The organism is Mycobacterium sp. 1245801.1 (genome assembly GCF_001673055.1).
Taxonomy (GTDB): Bacteria; Actinomycetota; Actinomycetes; order Mycobacteriales; family Mycobacteriaceae; genus Mycobacterium; species Mycobacterium europaeum_A.
This window is the reverse complement of sequence record NZ_LZKY01000168.1, coordinates 1-23,699: the sequence shown is the minus strand read 5'-3', so window position 1 is coordinate 23,699 and position 23,699 is coordinate 1. Positions and strand designations below refer to the sequence as shown.

Annotated in this window: 20 protein-coding genes and 2 tRNA genes; 8 read left to right on the top strand and 14 right to left on the bottom strand. The window is 67.3% G+C overall.

The features are described from left to right. Positions 1-7: 7 nt before the first annotated feature. The 8 genes from A5622_RS10585 to A5622_RS10550 all read right to left on the bottom strand — a co-directional run bounded on the left by A5622_RS10585 (position 8) and on the right by A5622_RS10550 (position 9,590). On the bottom strand, positions 8-1,177 hold the full coding sequence (locus tag A5622_RS10585; RefSeq protein ID WP_066860303.1) for a dihydrolipoamide acetyltransferase family protein: 1,170 nt from the start codon (positions 1,175-1,177) through the stop codon (positions 8-10). Then, positions 1,174-2,229: a 3-methyl-2-oxobutanoate dehydrogenase subunit beta gene (bkdB, locus tag A5622_RS10580; RefSeq protein WP_066878367.1), complete on the bottom strand. Its 1,056-nt coding sequence runs from the start codon at positions 2,227-2,229 to the stop codon at positions 1,174-1,176. The genes A5622_RS10585 and bkdB overlap by 4 nt, the downstream gene beginning before the upstream one ends. Positions 2,230-2,238: 9 nt before the next feature. Continuing rightward, entirely contained in the window at positions 2,239-3,321 is a 1,083-nt protein-coding gene (pdhA, locus tag A5622_RS10575) for a pyruvate dehydrogenase (acetyl-transferring) E1 component subunit alpha (protein ID WP_197497860.1), read from the bottom strand. Positions 3,322-3,504: 183 nt separating this feature from the next. Beyond that, the gene (locus tag A5622_RS10570) at positions 3,505-4,326 is read right to left on the bottom strand and encodes a CoA ester lyase (RefSeq protein WP_066878363.1); all 822 of its coding nucleotides are present in this window, start codon (positions 4,324-4,326) and stop codon (positions 3,505-3,507) included. Then, positions 4,323-4,823, bottom strand: coding sequence for a MaoC family dehydratase (locus tag A5622_RS10565; protein ID WP_066860317.1), 501 nt, complete (start codon positions 4,821-4,823; stop codon positions 4,323-4,325). Before A5622_RS10565 ends, A5622_RS10570 begins: the two co-directional genes overlap by 4 nt. Beyond that, positions 4,820-5,986, bottom strand: coding sequence for an acyl-CoA dehydrogenase family protein (locus tag A5622_RS10560; RefSeq protein ID WP_066878362.1), 1,167 nt, complete (start codon positions 5,984-5,986; stop codon positions 4,820-4,822). Before A5622_RS10560 ends, A5622_RS10565 begins: the two co-directional genes overlap by 4 nt. Next, on the bottom strand, positions 5,983-7,998 hold the full coding sequence (locus A5622_RS10555; RefSeq protein ID WP_066878360.1) for an acetyl/propionyl/methylcrotonyl-CoA carboxylase subunit alpha: 2,016 nt from the start codon (positions 7,996-7,998) through the stop codon (positions 5,983-5,985). The genes A5622_RS10560 and A5622_RS10555 overlap by 4 nt, the downstream gene beginning before the upstream one ends. 5 nt (positions 7,999-8,003) lie before the next feature. Beyond that, the gene (locus A5622_RS10550) at positions 8,004-9,590 is read right to left on the bottom strand and encodes a carboxyl transferase domain-containing protein (protein ID WP_066878380.1); all 1,587 of its coding nucleotides are present in this window, start codon (positions 9,588-9,590) and stop codon (positions 8,004-8,006) included. A gap of 195 nt (positions 9,591-9,785) precedes the next feature. Between A5622_RS10550 and A5622_RS10545 the strand changes: the two genes are divergently transcribed. Together A5622_RS10545 and A5622_RS10540 are read left to right on the top strand one after the other, a co-directional pair. After that, positions 9,786-10,442: a TetR/AcrR family transcriptional regulator gene (locus A5622_RS10545; RefSeq protein ID WP_082984792.1), complete on the top strand. Its 657-nt coding sequence runs from the start codon at positions 9,786-9,788 to the stop codon at positions 10,440-10,442. A 64-nt stretch (positions 10,443-10,506) separates the two neighbouring features. After that, positions 10,507-11,286, top strand: coding sequence for an MmpS family transport accessory protein (locus A5622_RS10540; protein ID WP_082972523.1), 780 nt, complete (start codon positions 10,507-10,509; stop codon positions 11,284-11,286). 13 nt (positions 11,287-11,299) lie between these two features. On the opposite strand, the gene A5622_RS10535 is transcribed toward A5622_RS10540, so the two are convergent. Beyond that, positions 11,300-12,652 carry an MFS transporter gene (locus A5622_RS10535; protein WP_066878356.1) on the bottom strand — a complete coding sequence of 451 codons (1,353 nt, stop codon included), beginning with the start codon at positions 12,650-12,652 and terminating at the stop codon, positions 11,300-11,302. A gap of 68 nt (positions 12,653-12,720) precedes the next feature. Here A5622_RS10535 and cmrA point away from each other — a divergent pair, with 68 nt between their 5' ends. Beyond that, on the top strand, positions 12,721-13,527 hold the full coding sequence (gene cmrA / locus A5622_RS10530) for a mycolate reductase (RefSeq protein WP_066860333.1): 807 nt from the start codon (positions 12,721-12,723) through the stop codon (positions 13,525-13,527). A 114-nt stretch (positions 13,528-13,641) separates the two neighbouring features. Here cmrA and A5622_RS10525 read toward each other — a convergent pair whose 3' ends face one another. Further along, positions 13,642-15,213: a helicase HerA-like domain-containing protein gene (locus tag A5622_RS10525; RefSeq protein WP_066878354.1), complete on the bottom strand. Its 1,572-nt coding sequence runs from the start codon at positions 15,211-15,213 to the stop codon at positions 13,642-13,644. A gap of 286 nt (positions 15,214-15,499) precedes the next feature. Here A5622_RS10525 and orn point away from each other — a divergent pair, with 286 nt between their 5' ends. From orn to A5622_RS10510, 3 genes are all read left to right on the top strand, one after another. Next, complete coding sequence (gene orn, locus A5622_RS10520; protein WP_066860339.1) at positions 15,500-16,147, top strand: oligoribonuclease; 648 nt, start codon at positions 15,500-15,502, stop codon at positions 16,145-16,147. A gap of 55 nt (positions 16,148-16,202) precedes the next feature. Further along, positions 16,203-16,278: transfer RNA gene (locus A5622_RS10515), tRNA-His, on the top strand. 84 nt (positions 16,279-16,362) lie between these two features. After that, positions 16,363-16,785, top strand: a complete 423-nt coding sequence (locus tag A5622_RS10510; RefSeq protein ID WP_369806973.1) for a hypothetical protein — start codon at positions 16,363-16,365, stop codon at positions 16,783-16,785. An 8-nt stretch (positions 16,786-16,793) separates the two neighbouring features. Here the strand turns inward: A5622_RS10510 and A5622_RS10505 are convergent, their stop codons facing one another. The 3 genes from A5622_RS10505 to A5622_RS10495 all read right to left on the bottom strand — a co-directional run bounded on the left by A5622_RS10505 (position 16,794) and on the right by A5622_RS10495 (position 21,502). After that, positions 16,794-18,005, bottom strand: coding sequence for an Ig-like domain-containing protein (locus tag A5622_RS10505; RefSeq protein WP_066860342.1), 1,212 nt, complete (start codon positions 18,003-18,005; stop codon positions 16,794-16,796). Between the two features lie 159 nt (positions 18,006-18,164). Next, a complete protein-coding gene (locus tag A5622_RS10500; protein ID WP_066860346.1) occupies positions 18,165-19,067 on the bottom strand; it encodes a DMT family transporter in 903 nt (300 codons plus the stop codon). 77 nt (positions 19,068-19,144) lie between these two features. After that, positions 19,145-21,502: an MMPL family transporter gene (locus A5622_RS10495; RefSeq protein ID WP_066878352.1), complete on the bottom strand. Its 2,358-nt coding sequence runs from the start codon at positions 21,500-21,502 to the stop codon at positions 19,145-19,147. Positions 21,503-21,847: 345 nt separating this feature from the next. On the opposite strand from A5622_RS10495, the gene A5622_RS10490 reads away from it, so the two are divergent. Both A5622_RS10490 and A5622_RS10485 read left to right on the top strand, forming a co-directional pair. Beyond that, positions 21,848-23,086, top strand: a complete 1,239-nt coding sequence (locus tag A5622_RS10490) for a GNAT family N-acetyltransferase (protein WP_066878350.1) — start codon at positions 21,848-21,850, stop codon at positions 23,084-23,086. A 236-nt stretch (positions 23,087-23,322) separates the two neighbouring features. Then, positions 23,323-23,398 (top strand) — tRNA-Lys (locus A5622_RS10485). Positions 23,399-23,411: 13 nt separating this feature from the next. On the opposite strand, the gene A5622_RS29600 is transcribed toward A5622_RS10485, so the two are convergent. Beyond that, positions 23,412-23,699 (bottom strand): hypothetical protein (locus A5622_RS29600; protein WP_197507989.1); only part of this gene is annotated, 288 nt, incomplete at its 5' end.

Sequence of the window (23,699 nt, the reverse complement as noted above, 5' to 3'; positions counted from 1 at the left end):
CCGGCGCTCACAAGTCGAGCAACGCGGTCTCCGGTGCCTCGATCAGATCCCTTAGTTCGCAGACACATTGGGCGGCTTGCGCCCCGTCGGCGATGCGATGGTCGAACACACATGTCAACGACATCGTCGGGCGCACCACGATCTCGCCGCCCCGGACGACGGGCCGCGGCTTGATCGCTCCCATGCCGAGGATGGCGGCTTCGGGATGGTTGATCACCGGCACCCCGTCGTCCACACCCAGCGCCCCGAAGTTCGTCACGGTGAACGTCGAGCCGCGCAGCTCCCCCGGTCCCAGGCTGCCGGCACGCGCGCCGGCAATCAATTGGGCTGCCCTGCTTGCCAGTTCGCGGGTCGTCATCGTGTGGGCATCGGCGATCACCGGGACCAGCAATCCACGCTCGGTGGCCGCGGCGATGCCCAGGTGCACACGGTGCTCGACGCGCACCCGCGGTCCCTGCGGCGAGTCCACCCAGGTCGCATTCAACATCTCGTTGTGGCGCAACGCGATGACCAGCAAGCGCAGCGTCAGGACGAAGGGTGTGATGGTCTCCTGCTCCGCGCGGAACCGGTCGGACAGCCGCAGCAGCTCGGCGCAGTCGACCTCGACACCGACTTTCGCCGGTGGAATCTCCTTGTGCGACAGCGTCATTTTCTCCGCCATCCGGGCCTGCACACCCTGGACCGGCCGCACGTCGGCGCCATGGCCGTTCCCGCCGGCCGCCGCCAGCACGTCCTCCCGAGTGATGATGGCGCCCGCGCCACCCTGCACCGAGTTGAGATCCACCATCAGCTCTTTGGCCAGCTTGCGCACCGGAGGCGCGGCCAGCGGGCGGGTGGTGCGCCGGCTGATGTCGATGCCGGAGTCGGCGCCATAACCGACCAGCGTCGGTGGCGCCGTCTCGGCGGCCGGCGAATCGCCGCCCAGCGGCGCTGTGTCGATCCGCAGCAGCACCGCCCCGACGTTGAGGACATCGCCTTCGGCGCCGTTGCGTTCGACGATGCGACCCGCGTACGGGCTGGGGATCTCCACTTCGGCCTTGGCCGTCTCCACCGTGCACAGCACCTGGTTGAGCTCGACGTCCTCGCCCACCGCCACGTGCCACTGCGTCACGGTGATTTCTTCCAACCCCTCGCCGAGGTCGGGGACCCGAAACGACTTGACCCGCTCGTCGTTCATGGCTGCCCCAGCACGCGCTCGACGCAATCAAGCAGCCGGTCGGGTCCGGGCAGCCACCACTTCTCCAGCCGCGCCGGCGGGTACGGGGTGTCAAACCCGCACGCGCGCAACACCGGGGCCTCCAGCTCGTAGAACAACTCCTCCTGGATTCGGGCGGCCAGGCCGGCCCCGTACCCCAGGCTCCGGGGGCCCTCGTGCATCACCACGCAGCGTCCGGTCCGGTGGATCGACGCGGCGACGGTATCGAAGTCCAGTGGCACCAGCGAGCGCAGATCGATGACATCCAGGCTCCAACCGCGTTGCCGCTGAGCCTCTTCGGCTGCTCCGACGGCCGTGCCGACCAGGCTGCCGTACGTCACGACGGTCACGTCGGTACCCGGCCGGCGCACCATCGCCCGTCCGATCGGTGGTTCGGGCCGGGTGACGTCAACCAGCCCGCGACGCTGGTAGCGGCGCTTGGGCTCCAAGTACATGACCGGGTCCGGGCAGGTGATCGCGTGCCGCAGTAGCCAATACGCGTCGGCGGGGCTGGACGGTACTACCACCTTCAGGCCGGCGGTATGGGCCCAATACGACTCGGTCGAGTCCGAATGATGTTCGGCGGCACCGATTCCCCCGAACGAGGGGATGCGCACCGTCACCGGCATGTTGATTTCGCCGCGGGTGCGGGTGCGGTACTTGGCGAGGTGGCTGACCACCTGATCGAAGGCCGGGTAGGAGAACCCGTCGAACTGGATCTCGGGTACCGGCACGAAGCCGCGCAACGCCAGCCCCACCGCGATCCCGATGATGGCCGATTCGGCGAGGGGCGTGTCGAAGCAGCGTGCTTCGCCGAACGCCGCGGCCAGCCCCTCGGTGACCCGAAACACCCCGCCCTCGACCGAGACGTCTTCGCCGAACACCAGCACCCGATCGTCGGCGGCCATGGCGTCGTGCAGGGCGCGGTTGAGCGCCTGCACCATGGTCAGCGACTGCGCGCCCAGCACGACGTGTTCTACTGCCGCGGTGAGCGTCTCGTCGTGGCCGGCCGGGCGATCAGCGAGCTGAGTCATGGATGCCTCTCAATCGCTTCGGTCGAGTTCGGCCCGCAGCTGCTGGCGCTGTGCCTCTAGCCCCGGTGTGATCTCGGCGTACACCGAGGTGAACACCTCGTCGATGTCGAAGTCGGGCGCGTCGAACACCGCGTCGCGCAATTCGGCCCGCATCCGCTTGGCTCGGGCCGCGACGCGTTCCTCCAACCGGTCCGACCACAGACCTTGGCCCTGCAGGTAGCTGCGGTACCGCGCGATCGGTTCCAGCGCCGCCCAGCGATCCACTTCCTCTTGCGTCCGGTATCGACTCGGATCGTCGGATGTGGTGTGCGGGGCCAGGCGGTAGGTGACCGCCTCGATCAACGTCGGCCCACCGCCGGCCCGGGCTCGGGCGGCGGCCTCGGCCGTCACCGCGTAGCAGGCCAAAACGTCGTTGCCGTCCACCCGGATTCCGGGCATTCCGTAACCAATCGCCTTGTGCGCCAGCGAGGGTGCGGCGGTCTGTCGGGATATCGGCATCGAGATCGCCCACTGATTGTTCTGCACGAAGAACAGGCAAGGCGTGCCGAACACCGCCGCGAAGTTCAACGCCTCGTGCACGTCTCCCACGCTGGTGGCGCCGTCGCCGAGGAAGGCCACCGTCACCGAATCCTCGCCGAGGCGTTGGGCGGCCATGGCCGCGCCCACGGCGTGCAGGGTCTGGGTGCCGATCGGAATCGACAGGGGGGCACAGCATTTCTTGGTGAACTCGAGGCCGCCGTGCCACGTTCCGCGCCACGCCGCCCCCACATGCCCCGGCGGGATGCCGCGCACCAAAAACGCGCCGAGCTCCCGATATTGGGGGAACAACCAATCCGTCTTGCGCAGGCACGCCGTGGCGCCAACCTGAGCGGCTTCCTGACCGCGGCAGGACGCGAACAGCCCCAGCTCCCCCTGCCGCTTGAGGTTGACGAATTCGCCGTCCAGCTCGCGGGTGACCACCATCATCTCGTAGAGCCAGCTCAGCGTCTCCGCGGGAAGCTCACGGCTATAGCGGTGTTCGGGCGTCGGTGTGCCATCGGGAGCGACGAGTTGCACCGGTTCCAGCTCGACAGCCATCGGCACCGAAGACATTTGCGCCACACCGCCTCCCTCGCCGGGTGCCGCGAGCGGGAGTCGATCGCCAGCTACACGAAAGGCTTCGCTCGCCGCGACACTGACGTACCCACCATTATGCGCTCGAACGAGAAGAGACCGCGTTGATTGCGACGACGGCACAACGTGTCGCGCCTCGCCCACGCCGCGTTCGGGGAGCCGTCAGTCGGGGACGGACTCGCCCGCCCTGCGCAACGTCATGTGCGCGTGCTTGAGCACCGGCGAGTCGACCATCTGTCCCTCGAACGCGAAGACGCCGCGTTCGGACCGCGCCGCGGTCAGCACCCGCCGCGCCCAGTCCAGCCGCTCCTCGCTGGGGCGGTACGCCTCGCGCACCACCGGAATCTGGCTCGGGTGGATGCACACCGTTCCGGCGAAACCCAGCGCGACGGCGTCCTCGGCCTCGGCCCGCAGGCCATCGAGGTCACGGATGTCCAGGTGCACGGCGTCGAGCGCGACCCGACCGAAGGTGGACGCCGTGAGCAGGGCCGTCGACCGCACGTGGTGCGCGACGTCGCGGTAGGTGCCGTCGGCCTTGCGGCTGGAGCTACCGCCGAGCGTGGCGACCAGATCCTCGGCGCCCCACATCAGCGCGACGGTGCCCGGTGCCGCCGCGATTTCGGTGGCGAACACCGCACCGCGCGGCGTCTCCAGCAGCGCGATCACCTCGCGGGGCGCCAGCGCCGTCACCTGCGCGGCCGATTCCGTCTTGGACAGCATCACGGTGGTGTAGGCGGTGCCGGCCAGGGCTTCGAGATCCAGCGGGTATTCCGCGGTGCCGGCGGCGTTGACCCGCACTACGGTGCGCTCGGGATCCAGCGGCGTCTCCTGCAACGCCTTGCGCGCCGCGGGTTTATCCGCTTCGGCCACGCCGTCCTCAAGGTCGAGGATCACCACGTCGGCGGCAGCGGCGGCCTTGGCGAAACGCTCGGGACGGTCGGCCGGGCAGAACAACCAGCCGGGGCCGGCGGCTTGCAGGTTCACTTGACCTCCTGGCCGGCAGGGCGTTTCTGCACCAAGGTGGTGCGCACCGCCCGCGCGACGACCTCGCCGTCCTGGTTGCGTCCGGTGTGCTCGAGGGTGACGATGCCTTCGCCGGGCCGGCTCTTGGATTCCCGCTTGGCCGTGCAGACGGTTTCCGCGTAGAGGGTGTCGCCGTGGAAGACGGGCTTGGGGAAGGACACCTCGGAGAAGCCGAGGTTGGCCACGATGGTGCCAAGCGTCAGCTGCGACACCGACAGCCCCACCAGGGTGGACAGCGTGAACATGGAGTTCACCAGCCGCTCGCCGCGAAAGCCGGGTTGCTCGGCCGCCCAGGCCGCGTCCAGGTGCAGCGACTGGGTGTTCATGGTGAGCGTGGTGAACAAGACGTTGTCGGCCTCGGTGATCGTGCGGCCGGGCCGGTGCAGGTAGGTGGTGCCGATCTCGAACTCGTCAAACCACAAGCCCCGCTGGACAACTGATTTGGCCGGTTCGCTCATGACAGTCCCAGTGATCGCGCGATGAGCATCAGCTGCACTTCGGTAGTCCCTTCACCGATTTCGAGGATCTTGCTGTCGCGGTAGTGGCGGGCGACCGGATATTCGTTCATGAAGCCGTAGCCGCCGTGAATCTGCGTGGCATCGCGGGCGTTGTCCATCGCTGCTTCCGAGGCGATCATCTTCGCGATTGCCGCCTCCTTCTTGAAGGGCTTGCCCGCCAACATCTTTGCAGCAGCATCGTAGTAGGCCGTGCGGGCCACGTGGGCACGCGCCTCCATCCGGGCGATCTTGAAGCTGATCGCCTGGTAGGCGCCGATCGGCTGGCCGAACGCCTGGCGTTCCTTGGCATACTTGACGCTTTCGTCCACGCAGCCCTGCGCCGCCCCGGTTGCCAGCGCGGCGATCGCGATGCGGCCCTCGTCCAGGATCGACAGGAAGCCCGAGTAGCCGGTGCCCCGGGCACCCAGCAGGTTCTCCTGCGGGACGCGGGCGTCGTCAAAGCTCAACGGGTGGGTGTCCGACGCGTTCCAGCCGACCTTGCTGTACACCGGTTCGACCGTGAATCCCGGTGTGCCACTGGGCACGATGATCGAGGAGATTTCTTTCTTGCCGTTCGCATTGGTGCCGGTGACGGCGGTGACGGTGACCAGCGAGGTGATGTCGGTACCCGAGTTGGTGATGAATTGCTTGCTGCCGTTGATCACCCACTCGCCGTTGTCGAGCCGGGCGGTGGTGCGCGTTCCGCCGGCGTCCGAGCCGGCCCCGGGTTCGGTGAGCCCGAAGCCGGCCAGCGCCCGGCCGGCGGTCAGGTCCGGCAGCCACTTCTGCTTCTGCTCTTCGGTGCCGAACCGGTAGATGGGCATCGCGCCCAGGCTGGCGCCGGCCTCCAGGGTGATCGCCACCGACTGGTCGACCTTGCCGAGTTCCTCGAGCGCCAGCGACAGCGCGAAGTAGTCGCCGCCCATGCCGCCGTACTTCTCGGGGAACGGCAATCCGAACAGGCCCATCTCCCCCATCTTGGCGACGACCTCGTACGGGAAGCTGTGCTCCTCATCGTGTTTGGCCGATACCGGAGCGACGACGGTGCGCGCGAACTCCGCGACCGTGTCGCGCAGGTCCTGGTATTCCTTGGGTAGGGTCCCCGCGGTAATGGATGTGGTCATGACGCGTCCTCACTCGAATCGCTTGCCGCGCCGGATTCAGCGGGCACCAGCCGGGCCAGCACCTGGTCCACCGTCACCTGATCGCCGACGGAGACCAGCACCTCCACCTGTCCGGAAACCGGTGCGGCAAGCGAATGTTCCATTTTCATCGCCTCGACGACGACCACCACGTCGCCTTCGGAAACGTCGGTGCCCGAGGATGCCTGAACCGCGATCACGCTGCCGGGCATCGGGCTGACGATCTCGGCCCGCTGCGCGCCCGCGGCGCGATGGATCTTGTTCTCCTCGGCCTCACGCAGGTGCCAGATGCCACGCTCGTCGGCGATCCACAAGTGCCGGTCGGCTTCGGCCCAGTGGTATTCCCGGCGCAGCCCGTCCAGCGTAACGCTCATTCGCGATTGCTCGACTTGCGCTGCGGCGGAATATGTTTCACCGTCACCCACCCGAACACCGGCGGCCTCGGGTGGCCCCCACACCGACACCGTCTCGGTGCGTAGCGGGGTGCGCATGTCGGTGCGAACCGGTGCGGGCCTGCCGCCGACCCGCCAACCCGTCGGCGCCGCCCACGGATTACCCGCGAAGCGGCGAGCCCGCAACGCCAGCGCCGATTGCCGGTAAAGACCCGCCGCCGCGAGCACGTCATCGGGGGCCGGCACCGGAGCGAACTCGGCCAGCCGCTCATCGAGCAGCGCGGTATCAAGGTCACCGGCACGCACGCGTTCGTCGGCCAGCAGAAACCGCAGGAATTCGATGTTGGTCTGCACGCCCAGGATCGCGGTCCGGCTCAATGCCCGGTCGAGTTTCGTCAGCGCCTCGTCGCGGTCGGTCCCGTGGGCGATCACCTTGCTCAGCATCGGGTCGTAGTCACTGCCGACCAGCGTGCCCGCCCGCAGCGAAGAATCCACCCGCACACCGTCACCGGACGGCTCGAAGACCTGCAGCACCCGCCCGCCCGTCGGCAGGAATCCCCGTGCCGGATCTTCGGCATACACCCGGGCCTCGATCGCGTGCCCGCGCAATTCGACGTCGTCCTGGGCGAACGCCAGCTTCTCCCCGGCGGCGACCCGTAGCTGCCACTCGACCAGGTCCAGCCCGGTGACCGCCTCGGTCACCGGGTGCTCGACCTGCAGGCGGGTGTTCATCTCCATGAAGAAGAACTCGTCGGGCCGGGCCGCGGAGACGATGAATTCGACGGTGCCCGCACCGACGTAGTCGACGCTGCGCGCGGTGTTGCAGGCGGCCTCCCCGATGCGCGCCCGGGTCGCCTCGTCAAGCAACGGCGACGGCGCCTCCTCGATCACCTTCTGGTGGCGGCGCTGCAGGCTGCATTCGCGCTCGCCGAGGTGCACGATGTTGCCGTGCGTGTCGGCGAGCACCTGGACCTCGATGTGCCTGGGGCGCAACACGAATCGTTCGAGGAAGAGGGTGTCGTCTCCGAAGGACGAGGCGGCCTCGCGCCGCGCGCCCACCAGCGCCTCGCACAGCCTGCCCGGTTCTTCCACCAGGCGCATGCCCTTACCGCCGCCGCCCGCCGACGGTTTGATCAGCACCGGGTATCCGACCTCGTCCGCGGCCGCGACCAACTCGTCGTCGCTCAGGCCGGATTTGGCGACCCCGGGAACCACCGGGACGTCGAAGGCGGCGACCGCGTTCTTGGCGGTGATCTTGTCGCCCATCACCTGGATCGCCCGGGCCGGCGGCCCTAGGAAGACCACCCCGGCCCGCTCGCAGGCGGCGGCGAAATCGGCGTTCTCCGAGAGGAATCCGTAACCCGGATGGATCGCCTGAGATCCGGTACGGACGGCCGCCTCGACGACCCTGTCGATGTTCAGATAGCTCTCGCGCGCCGCCGCGGGGCCGAGTCGCACCGCCTCGTCGGCCTCGAGCACGTGGCGCGCGCCGTCGTCGGGATCGCTGTATACGGCGACCGAGCGGATGCCCAGTCGGCGCAGGGTGCGGATCACCCGAACCGCGATCTCGCCCCGGTTGGCCACCAAAACGGTTTCGAACACTGCACTCACATCCGGAAGACGCCGTAGGAGACGGGTTCCAGCGGCGCTTGCGCACACACCGAAAGGGCCAGCCCGACAAAGGTTCTGGTATCGGCGGGATCGATAATCCCGTCGTCCCACAGCCGGGCCGTGGAGTAGTAGGGGTTGCCCTGACTCTCGTATTGTTCGCGAATGGGCGCCTTGAACGCCTCTTCCTCGTCGGTCGACCACGGCTTGCCCGCCCCGGCGAGCTGCTCGCCGCGCACGGTGGCCAGCACCGACGCGGCCTGTTCGCCGCCCATCACCGAGATGCGGGCGTTGGGCCACATCCACAGGAAGCGTGGCGAATAGGCCCGGCCGCACATCGAATAGTTGCCCGCCCCATAGGAACCACCGATCACGACGGTCAGCTTGGGCACCCGCGCGCAGGCGACGGCGGTGACCATCTTGGCGCCGTGCTTGGCGATGCCGCCGGCCTCGTAATCGCGACCGACCATGAAGCCGGCGATGTTCTGCAAGAACAGCAGCGGGATCTTGCGCTTGTCGCACAGCTCGATGAAATGCGCGCCCTTCAAGGCGGATTCGCTGAACAGCACGCCGTTGTTGGCCACGATGCCCACCGGGTGGCCGTGGATGTGGGCAAACGCGGTCACCAGGGTCTTGCCGTAATTGGCCTTGAATTCGCTGAATTCGCCGCCGTCGACCAGCCGCACGATGACCTCGTGCACGTCGTAGGGCACGCGCGGGTCGGGCGGCACCACGTCGTAGAGCTCGGTCTGCACGCACCTGGGTGCGACCGGGGATCGCACCTCCCACGGGCTGGACCCGCGCGGGCCGAAGGTGGCCGCGATCGCACGCACGATCCGCAGGGCGTGTTCGTCGTCGTCGGCGAGGTGGTCGGTGACACCGGAAACGCGGGAATGCAGGTCACCACCACCGAGGTCTTCGGCCGACACGATCTCGCCGGTCGCCGCCTTGACCAAGGGTGGACCCCCCAAGAAGATCGTGCCCTGCTCGCGGACGATGACGGCCTCGTCGCTCATCGCGGGCACGTAGGCGCCGCCGGCCGTGCATGAACCGAGCACCGCGGCCACCTGTGGAATCTCCTTGGCGCTCATGGTCGCCTGGTTGTAGAAGATGCGACCGAAATGCTCGCGGTCGGGGAACACCTCGTCCTGCCGTGGCAAGAACGCACCCCCGGAGTCCACCAGGTAGATGCACGGGAGCCGATTCTGCAGCGCCACCTCTTGGGCGCGCAGATGCTTTTTTACCGTCATCGGGTAGTAGGTGCCGCCCTTGACCGTCGCGTCGTTGGCGACGATCACGCACTCCCGCTCCGAGACCCGGCCGATGCCGGTGATGATTCCCGCGCCCGGAGATTCGTCGCCGTACATGCCGTCCGCGGCCAGCGGGGAGAGCTCCAAGAAGGGGCTACCCGGGTCGAGCAGGCGGTCCACCCGTTCGCGAGGCAACAGCTTGCCGCGGCTGACGTGGCGTTCCCGCGCGCGCTCGTTACCGCCCAGCGCCGCCGCGGCCAGCTTGGCGTTCTGCTCGCCGACCAGCCGGCGGTGCTCGTCGGCGAACGACGCCTCGGCCTTCGCGGGCGAGGTCACCACGTTGTCCATCGCCGCAGCAGCCTCCTTGCCGTCGTGCGGTCAGGCAATTCTTGAGTTAATGCTCATTAACTCAAGGGGAGAATACCATCGTCGTCGTTGCCGGTCCAGAAACGATCGCACCAATCGGAAAACGCGAGTTAATCGCGAATAACTCGTGCTACGTTAGGGCCAGTTAACCAACGGAGGTTCGTCATGACAACGTCCGCCTCCGACGGTCAGGCGGGTGCCCCCGACGCTCCAAATCGCCGGAGTCAGTTGAAGTCTGACCGCCGCCTACAACTTCTGTCCGCCGCCGAGCGGTTGTTCGCCGAGCGCGGGTTCCTCGCGGTGCGGCTGGAAGACATCGGCGCCGCGGCCGGCGTCAGCGGTCCGGCGATCTACCGTCACTTCCCGAATAAGGAGTCGCTGCTCGTCGAATTGCTGGTGGGTATCAGCACCAGGCTGCTCGCCGGTGCGCGGCGGGTGCGGGCCGACAACGCCGATGCCACCGCCGTGCTGGACGGGTTGATCGACTTCCATCTGGACTTCGTGTTCGACGAACCCGACCTGATCCGCATCCAGGATCGCGACCTCGCGCATCTGCCCGAGGCGGCCGAAAAGCAGGTGCGCAAATCCCAGCGTCAGTACGTCGAGGTCTGGGTGGGGGTGCTGCGGGAGCTCAATCCCGAGCTGGCCGAGGCCGACGCTCGGCTGGCGGCGCACGCCGTGTTCGGTCTGCTGAATTCGACCCCGCACAGCATGAAGTCCTCGGACGCCTCGCGCAGCAAGACGGTCCGCACGGCGCGGTCGCGCACCGTCATGCGGGCGATGACGGTGGCCGCGCTCGCCGCCGGAAATCGGTGCCCCTGAACATCGCGCCGTAAGGTGACTCAGGGCTTTAACACTTCAGTACAGGTACCCTGCAAGCCATGAGGTGGACATGAACGATTCACGTCCCACCGAGCGGTTTAGCACGTCGCAGCCGGGGCCGCAGCAGCCGAGGTATTCGCCCTCCGCCGATCCCGCGTACGCCGACCAGACGCCGTACGGGCCGAGCTATGGCGGGACGACGTCATCACCGTGGGCGCCCAGTCCGAACGAGGCGAACACGACCAAGCGGCTGCCGGCCTACTGGCAGCAAGACCTGCCCCCGGCGAGCGAGCTGCCGCCCGGCATGGCTCCCCCGCCGCCCGACGCTCCGAAATCGTCGCGGTGGTTGTGGATCGGCGCCGGCGCGGCCGTGTTGCTGGCCGTCGCCTTGGTGATCGCGTTGGTGCTCGCGAACGACGCGATCAAGACCCAGACCGCGGTCCCGCCGTTGCCGGCGATGCCCGAGCCCAGCACGCCGACCACGACGACGTCGCCGCACCGGACCCCGTCGCTCATTCCGGCACCGATACCACCGACCAGCGTTCCCGCCCTGCCCCCCGAGACGACCGGGCCGGCGGCAATGCAGGATGTCGTCTACACCGTCTCGGGCGAGGGCCGCGCGATCAGCATCATGTACATCGACACCGGCGGCCTCATCCAGACCGAATTCAACGTGGCGCTGCCCTGGAGCAAAGAGGTCAGCCTGTCCAAGTCGGCCAATCACCCGGCCAACGTCACCATCGTCAACATCGGCCACAGCGTCACCTGCACGTTGACCGTCGACGGGGTGCAGGTCAGCAAGCGCGTCGGCGGCGGTCTGACGATCTGCGACGCCCGCGGCTAGCCGGCCGCGCCCGCTACGACGGCTCGGCCGCGGGTTGGGCGACCGCGGAGGCGCGCAGCGGGACCCGGACCGCCAGCATCGCCACCAGTCCGGCGACCAGCACCAGCGAAATCCCACCCAGGCCGGCCCGCACGGCGCCGAAGACGTCGACGAACACCGAGAACAGCCAGGGCGCGACGAACGCCACCGCCCGCCCGGTCATGGTGTAGAGGCCGAACGCGACGCCTTCCCGGCCGTGCTTGGCCATGTGCAGCAGCAGGGCGCGCGACGACGACTGCGACGGGCCGATGAACATGCACAGCAGCAGCCCGCACACCCAGAAGGCCACCGGGCCGGACAGCACCATCAGGGTCAGTCCCAGGACGATGATCGCGAGCAGTGAGGCCACGATGACGGGCTTCGACCCGACCCCGTGGTCGACGAACCCGCCCAGCACCGCCCCCACGGCGGCGACCACGCTGGCGGCCACCCCGAAGATCAGCACGTTGGCCTGGGAGATGCCGTACACGTTGACGCCGAGCACCGCCCCGAAAGCGAAGATCGCCGCCAGCCCATCGCGGAAGAGGGCGCTGGCGAACAGGAAGTACACCAGGTTGCGGTCGCGCTTCCACTCCCCGCTGACCTCGGTCCACAACTTTCGATAGCCGCCCAGCATGCTGGTCGGCTGATACTCCTCCGAGGACGCGGTGAGCCGCTGCGCGACGAACAGCAGGGGCAGCGCCAACACCGCGAACCAGATCGCGGCCACCACCATCGCCTCGCGGACGTAAAGCCCGTCCCGCAAGGGAACTCGCAGCAGACCGCGCGTCGCGTCAGGACCGCCGCCGGACCCGGAGATGAACCCGGTGTAGATCACCAGCAGCAGCAGAACGCTTCCGACATAACCTGACGCCCAGCCGAACCCGGATATCCGCCCGGCAGTCTGCGGCGTCGAAAGCTGACGCAGCATGGCGTTGTACGGGACGCTGGCCAAATCGCCGCACGCCGCCGTCGCCCCCAGCAGCACCAGGCCCGCCCACAGGTAGCCGGGACGGTCGCGGATGAAGAACATCGCACCGGTCAGCGTCACCGCTGTGGCGGTCAGCACACTGAGCGCTACCCGCCTGCGGTGCGGGGATTCCACCCACACGCCGACGGCCGGCGCGAGCACGGCGACCGTCAGCCCGGCGATGGCCGCCGCGCGGCCCAACCAGCTCGCCGGGGTGGTGGTACCGGGTATCCCCACCCCAACGCTGCTGGTCAGATAGACGGAGAAGACGAAGGTCGCCACGATCGCGTTGAGGCCGGTCGAACCGCAGTCCCAGAGCGCCCAGGCCAGCACGCGCGATCGCGCGGGCGTGGCGGGATGCGACTCCGGCTGGCTCATGCCCGGCACTCTATAGGCGCCCGCGATCGCCCGCGGGCCGCGTTGCGCCCGCTGTCTACGATTGGCGCATGCCGTTACCCGCCCCAAGCGCCGAGGCGCGCGCCGTTGTCACCGGAGCTTCGCAGAACATCGGTGAGGCACTCGCCACCGAACTCGCCGCACGCGGACACCACCTGATCGTCACCGCACGTCGCGAAGACCTGCTCAAGGACCTGGCCGCCCGGTTGACCGGCAAGTACGGCGTCACCGTCGACGTGCGCCCCGCCGACCTGGCCGACCCGGGCGAACGGGCGAAGCTGTGCGACGAGCTGGCCGCCCGCCCCATCTCGATCCTGTGCGCCAACGCGGGCACCGCGACCTTCGGTCCGGTCGCCACGCTCGATCCGGCCGGCGAGAAGGCGCAACTGCAGCTGAATGTCCTTGGGGTGCATGACCTTACGCTGGCCGTGCTGCCGGGAATGGTCGAGCGGAAGTCCGGCGGCATCCTCATTTCCGGTTCGGCGGCTGGTAATTCGCCGATCCCCTACAACGCCACCTATGCGGCGACCAAGGCGTTCGCGAACACCTTCAGCGAATCGCTGCGCGGTGAGCTGCGCGGGTCCGGCGTCAACGTGACCCTGCTGGCGCCGGGCCCGGTGCGGACCGATCTGCCCGACGACACCGAGGCCTCGATCGTCGAGCGGCTGGTGCCGGACTTTCTGTGGATCTCGACCGAGCACACCGCGCGCGTGTCGCTGGATGCGTTGGCGCGCAACAAGATGCGCGTCGTCCCGGGTCTGACGTCAAAGGCCATGTCGGTGGCCAGCGGGTACGGCCCGCGCGCCATCGTGGCGCCCATCGTTGGCGCGTTCTACAAGAAGCTCGGCGGCGGATAGTTCCGGCGGCGGCGTAGCGGCGTCGTAGCGGCGGCGGCTCCCTGGGCGTAACGGAGCGGCGATTATCAGCCCGATTTTTCGCCGTGGCGTTACGGGCGCGACGAACGGCCAGCGCTACTTCCGGCGGCGGCGCCCGGTGCCGAAGATGTTTTTCACCACTTCACGTATCGCGGTGTTGATGCCGCTTTTCACCGTCGGGTTCTGCAGCACTTCCTCCCACATCGAGGGACCCTTTGGCCCCGCCGGCTCCGCCGGCTCCGGCATCGGCGGGACCGCCTCATTCGAGGGGACCGGCGGGTAGTCCGACTGGGTTTGCGGCGCCCGCGACGGGGCCCGAGCCGGCGGGCTGGCCTGCGGCTGCGCCGGTTGAGGCTTGGTCTCGCCGTAGGTGGCCTGCAGCGCACTGTTTTTCGCCGCCGACTGGATCGCGTCGTTGCCGATCGAGGCCATCAACGAGCGGGGCACTCGCATGCGGGTCCACGCGACCGGCGTCGGCGCACCCTTCTCGGACAGCACGGTCACCACCGCCTCGCCGATCCCCAGCGACGTCAACGCCGATTCCAGGTCGTAGACATCGGTTTTCGGGTAGGTCCGGACGGTCCTGCTCAGCGCCTTCTGGTCGTCGGGCGTGAACGCGCGCAACGCGTGCTGAATGCGCGCGCCCAACTGGGAGAGGATGTCGTTGGGAATGTCGGTGGGCAACTGGGTGCAGAAGAACACCCCGACGCCCTTCGACCGGATCAGCTTCACGGTCTGCTCGACCTGCTCGAGAAACGCCTTGGACGCGTCGGCGAACAACAGGTGCGCCTCGTCGAAGAAGAAGACCAGCTTCGGCTTGTCCACGTCGCCGACCTCGTCCAACACCGTGAACAGGTCGGCCAGCAGCCACATCAGGAAGGTCGAGAAGATGACCGGGCGCAACGACTGACCGCCGAACTCCAGCAGCGAAATGATGCCGCGGCCCTCCTGAACGCGTAGCAGATCCCGCGGGTCGAGCTTCGGCTCGCCAAAGAACGTGTCGCCGCCCTCGCCCTCGAGGTTCACCAGTGCCCGCAGGATCACCCCGGCCGTCGTCGACGACACTCCGCCAAGGGATTTCAGGTCTTCCTTGCCGGCATCGCTGGTCAGGTGGGTGATGACATCACGCAGCTGGTTCAGGGTCACCAGGGTGCTGTTGTTCTCCTTGGCCCAGTGGAAGATCAGCCCCAGCGTGGACTCCTGAGTGGCGTTGAGCCCCAGCACCTTTGACAACAGCACGGGACCGAAGCTGGCCACCGTGGCCCGGATCGGCACACCGACCCCATCGGTGCCCAGCGACAAGAACTCGACCGGAAAACCGGTCGGCTCCCAGTCGTCGCCGGTGTCTTTGGCCCGCGCGGCCGTCTTGTCGTCGCCCTTGCCGGGCTGGGCAAGCCCGGACAGGTCGCCCTTCACATCGGCCATCAGCACGGGAACACCCGCGGCGCTGAGCTGCTCGGCGATCAGTTGCAGCGTCTTGGTCTTGCCGGTGCCGGTGGCGCCGGCCACCAGGCCGTGCCTGTTGATGGTGGCCAGCGGGATACGGATCTGTGCCGTCGGATCGGCCGCCCCGTCGATGACGACCGTGCCCAATTCGAGTGCCTGGCCACCGACGGCGTAGCCCTCGGCGATCCGCGTCGCGGCCGTGGCCGCTGAATCGGTGCTCATCGTGCTGCGCCCCTCTTCCCCGGTGATTCGGCATGCAGTTCGACAACGCTCACCCTACTTCTCCAGTTGAGACGCGGGCGAGGACCGGCGCGGGCGTCACCTGCGCGTAGTGCACTGGGTGGCGACCCGCAGCGCCCGGCTCCGCCGCGCTTGCGATCGCCACTGGTCCGACGGTGGCGACCCGCAGCGCCCGGCTCCGCCGCACTTGCGATCGCCACTAGTCCGATGGTGGCGACCCGCAGCGCCCGGCTCCGCCGCGCTTGCGATCGCCACTAGTCTGAGCGCTGTGCGAGACGAACTGGTGTGGATCGACTGCGAGATGACCGGGCTTGATCTGGGCTCGGACAAGCTGATTGAGATCGCGGCGCTGGTGACCGACGCCGATCTGAACGTTCTCGGCGACGGGGTCGACGTGGTGATCCATGCCGACGACGCCGCGCTCGCGGCGATGGGCGACGTGGTCAGCGAAATGCACTCGCGCTCGGGGCTCACCGACGAAGTGCGGGCCTCGACCGTCGACCTGGCGACCGCCGAGGCGATGGTGCTCGACTACATCGGCGAACACGTCAAGCAACCCAAGACGGCGCCGCTGGCCGGAAACTCCATCGCCACCGATCGCGCCTTCATCGTGCGCGACATGCCCGCCCTGGACGCCTACCTGCACTACCGCATGATCGATGTGAGTTCGATCAAAGAGCTCTGCCGCCGCTGGTATCCGCGGATCTACTTCGGTCAGCCGGTAAAAGGCCTGGCCCATCGCGCTTTGGCCGACATCCACGAGTCCATCCGCGAGCTGCAGTTCTACCGCCAGGCCGCGTTCGTCGCGCCGCCGGGCCCGTCTACCAGCGAAATCGAGGCGATCGTCGCCGCCCTCGATGGCGGAAAAGACGCACCGGGACCAAACGATTCGGCCTCCGCGCCGCCGACCGGCTAGTATCGACGTCGCCGCTCGTTGACCGACATCGTGCGCAGGTCGGCTTGCGGCCGTGGTGGGTGTAGTTCAGTTGGTAGAGCGTCAGGTTGTGATCCTGAATGTCGCGGGTTCGAGTCCCGTCACTCACCCCACAGGTCAGGGAGCATCACCGCTCCCTGACCTTTTATGGTGTTACCGACTCGGCGCGATGCCGATGCACCCGTGAGTGGAAGGTAGTGACGAGACAACGCCCCGCCCCGCCCCGACCCCGGCGCCTGCGCCCGGGGGCAGCGGCCGTCGTGGGGGTCGCGCTGTTCCTCGCGGGTTGTGGCGGGTCGAGTCACACCACGACGACGGTGATGTCGACACTGCCACCAGAAACCAAGACGGTGACCAAGACCGTCGCCCCGCCACCCCCGCCGGGGCCCAAGACATCGATCGAGAACAACGGCACCTACATCGTCAACAAGGACATCGCGGCGGGCACCTACCGCAGCGATGGCGCCAAGTCCGGGTGCTATTGGGCGAGGCTGCGCAGCTTCGATACCAACGACATCATCGACAACAACGTCGGCGACGGCCCCCAGGTGGTCCGGATCCTGCCGACCGATACCGCGTTCATGACTCGAAGCTGCGGGAGCTGGCACAAGATCGACTGACCGCTACGTCAGGTGTTGGCGTTGCCCGCCTTCCACTGCGGCCACGGGATGTTCCAGTCGCCCAGCCCCTCGATCCCGGGCAGCGTCGGCCCGACCGTGTGCACCACCTCGACGATGTCACCGCTCTTGCTGTGGTCGTAGAACCACTCGGCGTTGCTGGGACTCACGTTCAGGCAGCCGTGGCTGGTGTTGGTGTGCCCCTGCGCGCCCACCGACCATGGCGCGGAATGGACGAAAACGCCGCTGTAGGACATCTGCGTGGCCCAGTCGACTTCGGTGCGGTATCCGTTGGGCGAATTGACCGGAACCCCGTAGGTCGAGGAGTCCATGATGATGTGCTTGAACCGGGCGCCAATGATGTAGACGCCGTTGGCCGTTGGGGTGCTGTCCTTGCCCATCGACGTCGGCATGGTCTTGACAACATCGCCGTTGACCCGCACGGTCACCGTCTTGGTGGTGTCGTCGGCCGTCGAGATCACCTCGTCACCGATGGTGAAGTGCGTCTTGACGTTGTCCTCGCCGAACATCCCGTCGCCCAGGTCCACCCCGTAGGTGTTGACCGCCACGTCGATGGTGGTCCCTGACTTCCAGAAATGTTCTGGGCGCCAACGCACTTCGCGGTTGTTCAGCCAATAGAACGCGCCCTCGACCGGAGGGTTAGTGGTGATGTTGATGGCCTTCTGGGCCGCCGCCCGGTTGGCGATGTTCTCGTCGAAGCGGATCGCCACCGGCTCACCGATGCCCACCACCTCGCCGTCGGCCGGGCTGACGTAGGGCATGGTCAGGTGGGCGGGTGAACTGGTCTCGAACGACATCTGCTTGCTGGCCGCGCCGCCTAGGCCGGTTGCCTTCACGGTCAACGTGTAACGCCGGTTGTAGCCGAGCTGCTCGGTGGTCGACCACCGCAGGCCGTCGGGACTCAGCTGCCCGCTGATCGACCTGCCGTTCTCGTTGACCATGCTGACCGAGGCGAGCACGCCGTCGGCAACGCTCACCGTGACGGGCGCATCCACCGTCACACCGACGGCGCCGTCGGTCACCGAGGCGGTGAGCTTCGGGACCAGCAGGTCGGCCAGCGGGGTGCCCTTGTCGAAGATGACCTTCGCCGGTGCCGCCGCGTGGTTGCCATCGCAGGCGGCGGTGAGCACAGCAATCGGAACGATGGCAGCCACCAGCCATGATCGGCGTTTCCGCAAATGCGCCATCCAGTGACCTTCCATTCAATTCTCCAGATGGTCACCGCTGACCAGCGAGGTAGCTGCAGGCATTCTAATGGCATCTGCCGACGCTCCCGTGCCAGCTGAGCCGGGGCGTCCGTTCGGTGTCATCGCCGCAATGAAATCGTCATTTCCGGCGCGGCCAACAGCCAGCGGCACCGACTACGCCGGCAAGTTGGACTCTTCGTGCAGTTCGGCGTCGCCCCTGTCGCGGGCGCTGACGGCCTCGACGCGCGCGAGCTTGATGATGGCCGCGATCATCACCAGCGCCGCTGCCGTCAGGGCGATCATGCCGGGTCGACCGGTCTCAAGCGTCTCGCCGAGGACGACGACGCCCAGCACCGCCGCGACGACGGGCTGCGACACCTGCAGCGTGGGCATGGACGCGGTCAGCGGCCCGGCGCGAAACGCCGCCTGGCTCCACACCACGCCGCCCAGGGCGACAAGGATGCAGGCGTAGAGCTCCGGGGCGCGCATCACCGCGGCTGGCCCCTCGCCGAGCCGAGCGACGACCTCCTTGGTGAGCGCCGCAAAGGTGCCCCACAACGCCCCGGACACGAAGGCGAACAACATGGCGGCCACCGCGCCGCCCCGAATGCGGCCGGCCACCACACAGCCGATCAGGAGCGGCCCCAACACGATGGCCACCACCGCCCAGGTGCGAAGCGATGCGCCGCTATGGCCGGCTTGCGGATTGCCGACGACGACCACCACCGTCACCGCGGCGGTCAACAACGCGGCCCACACCCACTCGCCTGCGGTGACGGCCCGGTGCGACAGCCTGGCGTTGAGGGGCAGCGCGAAGAGCACCGAAAACATCAGCAGCGCCTGGACCAGCAGCACCGAACCCTCGCCCAGGGCCGCGACTTGCAACGCAATGCTCGCCGCCAAGAGCAGCGTGCCCCACCACCAGCGTTGGCTGCGAAGCAAATTGGCGAACAATTCGACGGAGCCTACCGCCCGGTCGGTGATCCGCTGGGCCGTGCGTTGCTGCAACACGTCGCCCGTGGCAATGCATAATGCGGAACTCAACGCGAGGAGAGCGGCGATCAGTGTGTGCGACATGAAAATCTCCGTGGGTGTCCGGCGTTTCGGACTTCGCGGTAGTGGAAAACCATTGGTGCGCAATGCATGTTCGCGGGTCAGGTGCGCTCGGCGGCGGCCCTGTCAGTCCACCTTCTGGTCAATGACCGGCCCCCGTTCGGAGCGTCGCGGGCCCAGCGGCCCCGCCCCACCGCGACCTCGCCCTCTTCACCGGTTGCGGACCGTTCCCGCAGCCACACCATCGGCCGCGGAGCCCACCAGGTCCAGCGGCCCAGCAGGTGAATGAAGGCCGGTACCAAGACCATTCGGACCAGGGTGGCATCGACGAGGACGCCGAGCGTGAGGCCCAGGCCCAGCATGCGCATGAACGACACGTGCGCGGGGATCAAGGCGGCGAACGAGATCGACATGACCACAGCGGCGGTGGTGACCACCCGGCCGATCCCGGCGATACCCAGCGCCGTGCTCTCGTCGGTGGCGGCGCGCGCCTCGGCGGCCGTCGGCGGCGTCTCCCGGATGGCCTGCGAGGCCAGCCAGTATTCGTGGATGCGCGAAACCAGGAACACCTCGTAATCCATGGCCAGCCCAAAGGCGATGCAGAACAACAACACCGGGATGTTGGCGTTCAACGTCCCGTTGGGTGTGGTGCCCAGCGCGCCCAGGTGGCCGTCCTGGAAGATCCACACCATCGCGCCGAACGCCGCGGTCAGTGACAGCACGTTGCACACCAGCGCCTGCAGCGGCAGCACCGCGCTGCCGGTCAGCAGGAAGAGTAGGGCAAAGGTGATCAGGGCAATCAGCCCGAACACCAGCGGCAGTCGCTTGGTGATGGCGTCGACACTGTCGCGGTTGATCTGCGCCAGACCGGTCACCAGCACCGAGTGGCCGGCCGGCCCAGCGACCTGATGCAGTCGGTCGAGTTGCGTGTTCGAAGCCTTCGAATACAGCGGCGCAGTGCTCGACACCGTCAGAAACGCTGCGCCGTTGGCCATGCCGGTGGCCTCGGCGGGCGGCGCCACCCGTTTCCCGCCCACGAACGTGCCGGCCGGCGCGCTGACCGCGGAGACGTCGGCCACCCGGGACAGCTCGGCGGCGTAGCGCTCCAGGTCGGCGGGGGTCATGCCGCGAACGTCGGGGACGACGACGGAGACCCCGGTGCCTAGCCCGTTAGCGAAATCGTTGTCCAACATGTCGGCAACCTGGCGCGCAGACGCCCCTTTGGGCAGCACCCGTTCGTCAGGGAAACCCCACTTCACCCCGAGGAACGGCGCACCGAGCAACAGCAGCAACACCACGACACTCAGACCGACCGACATGGCGTGGCGCAACACGTAGCGCGTCGACCGGTACCAGAACTGTGTCTCGAGCGGCTGGTGCGCGTGATCGCGGAACGGCCGCTGCCCGTGCAGCACGCGATGCATCACCCGACGGGCGTTCAGCGAGTCCAACCGCGGCCCCAGCAGCACGATCGCGGCCGGCGTCACCACGACAGCGGCGAGTGCCACGATGATCGCCGTGACCACGATCGTGTAGGCCGACGACTTGAGGAAGTACATCGGGAACAGCGCCATCACCGCCATTGACAGCCCGACGGTGGTGGCCGAGAACAGAACGGTTCGGCCGGCGGTGGCCATGGTCCGAAACAACGCCTGATCCCGGTCCTCGGTTCGGGCCAGCTCCTCGCGATAGCGAGTGATGATCAACAGGTTGTAGTCGATCGCCAGGGCCAGACCCATCGCAATGCTCAGGTCCAGCGCATACGTCGACACGTCGGTGACGTAGGTGATCAGTCGCAGCACCGACATGGTGCCGACGATGGCCAATGCGCCCAACACGATCGGCAGCGTCGCCGCCACCACACCGCCAAGCACCCACACCAGCACCGCGAAGCTCAACGGAATCGCGATCGACTCCATCAGCATCAGGTCGCGCTGGTTCTGCTGATTGATCTGGGCGTACGCCACGGCCATCCCACCGGCGCGAACGGTGACGCCGTCCCGGTCGTGGACCACCTCACGCATGAGCGCGCTGGCGTACTCCTGGGCCTTGTTCTCCCCGCCTCTCAAGTCGGCCACGATCATCCCGGACTTGTTGTCCTTGCTGACCAGCTGGGCCGCGGTCTGGGGCGGCGAGGTCCACGCCGAAGAAACGTCGATGACCCAAGGCGATCGTTTCAGGTGGTCGACGATGTCGGTGGCCACCTGGCGCGCTTTGTCGCTGCGGGCGCCCGCGGGCGCGGTCAGCGCGATCAGCATCTTCTGCTCGGTTTGACCGAACTTGTCCCTGAGCAGTTCGGTCGCCCGCGCCGATTCCGAGGTCGGGTCCTGGAATCCGCCGGCCGACAGCCTGTTTACCACCGGAATCCCGAAGATCCCGCAGACCACCAGGACGAAAACGGCGGCCGCGATGATGCGTCTGGGCGCCGCGATGGCAAGTCGAGCGATTCCTCGCAGCACTGGCGTCCTTTCTTTTCCGGCGCCTCCGGCCTAGCTCTATACCCATACAGGGACCGTTTGACGCCCCCTCGGCACTCATTTCCGCCGATGCGTCGGAGACGCACGCGTGGCTTATGTAACAGTAAGACGGCCGCGTTAGCGCAATTGATTCCGTCACACCGGTGATCCGCCTTACACCCCTGCTCCTACTATGACGGCTTGTGGGCGGCGTCACCAACGTCGTTGCGACGTTTCACCACCCGGGACTCGGGTACCGAAGAAGGGCGGCATTCCAGTAAACGAGCTTTGTTGGATTCGGAGTGCACATCACGAATTCAGCTGGGCCAGTAGCGAATTGGATGAGCGATGAATGCAACAAAGGACGCCATCAGGATCAAGCATCCGACCGAGAAGGACTGGCAGGCCGTCTACGAGAACCAGGCGCGCGCATATGGGATTGCCGTGGACCCGCACGACGTCGCCGCCTGGACGCGGCGGGTCAACCTGCAAGACATCCTGATCGCCGAAGACATGTCCGATCCGGAAGAGCCGCACCTGGTCGGAACTTCCCTTTACTACCCACTGCGGCTCACCGTGCCAGGGGGCGCCAGTCTCGACGCCGCCTGGTTGTCGATGATCGCAGTCGCGGCGACGCATCAGGGACAAGGAATCTGGCAACAGCTCAGCATCCAGGGCTTCGCAATATTGCAGGAGCGTGGTTATCCCATTCTTTGCGGCGTTCCCACCCAGCCAACGGTTTACGAAATCCTTGGGGCCGGGGTGGCCAGCTATGCCAGGACCTACGACATCGAGCCGCGTTTCACCCAGCTGCGCAACAAGCCCGACCGAAATCGGGCTCGTGAGGTCGACGCTGCCCAGGCGGCAAGCCTGCTGCCCCCGCTCTACGAGCGGTGGCGCGCCATAACTCCGGGTGCGCTGAGCCGAGATGATGCGTGGTGGGACGACATCCTCGAAGACAGGATCACCCAGCGGGACAACGGATCGACGCTCAATTTCATCGTTCATCCGGACGGTTTTGTGACCTACCGCGTCGTGGGAGCGTCGCCGCACGCCTATCGGCGGCCATTCGGCAGCGTGATCGTCCAAGACTTCTGCGCGGTCACGAACGAAGCCCACGACGAACTGCTGGCGACTCTGGTGGGCTCCAAAACGTTCGACAACATCGTGATGGAGGTCCCGGTCGATGACCCGCTCCCACTCAAACTCAAAGACCAGCTCGCCGCGAAAACGATAGGCATGAGCGATTTCCTGTGGCTGCGAATCATGAACGTGCCCGCCGCGCTCGGCGCCCGCGGGTATTCATCCGACGCCGACATCGTCCTGGACATCACGGACCCGCTCAGCGTCGCTGGTGGACGATTCCGGCTGCAGACACGCGATGGTGTCGGCGAGTGCACACCACACGACGGGCCCGCGGACGTCCAGATAAGCCTCGGTGATCTGGGAACCATCTACATGGGGGCTCACCGCCCGTCGGAACTTCACCGGGCGAACCGCATCACGGAACTGCAGCCGGGCACGCTGCGCACCCTGGACGCCATGTTCGCCACCGACCGGGTGCCTTATTGCGGCACGCTCTTCTGATAACCGTCCAGCTCGCCAATCAGGTTGCGGCGAAAACTATTCGAAGACATTACGGGTGGCGCGTCTAGCCGCGGTGACGCCGACCCCGGTCGAGCGGGTAATGCTCGAGACGCGCCGGACCGCTCCGAACCATGCGGATCACCCGCGGCCGAGCGGCTATCCTGGGAACCGGTCGGGATTTCACTGGACGGCACGACGCCTGTTATTGTCGCCTACGCGGTCTCGGCCGTTTAGAAGCGCCGTTAGCTCAGTTGGTAGAGCAGCTGACTCTTAATCAGCGGGTCCGGGGTTCGAAACCCTGACGGCGCACCACGCATAACCTGCATCATGTCACGTTCTCGTCACAGACAGAATCGTCAACTGGTCCCCTAACTGGTCCCAAACTCTCGCCGCGCCCTTCCGCACGGAACGGCGAGTGGACCACGCCGGTGCGGCCGTAGGCGCGGTAATAGAGGACCTGCGGCGCCTCGACGCACACCGTCCGCGCTTGCCAATTCAGCGCCGCGGCCATAACGGCGTCGATGCCGCCGCCGCTGCCGCGCCTGTCCGCCAGGGCTACCGCCGCGCCGGCGTTGCCGCCCGGCACCAGCATGACCACCCGGTCCTCGGGCTG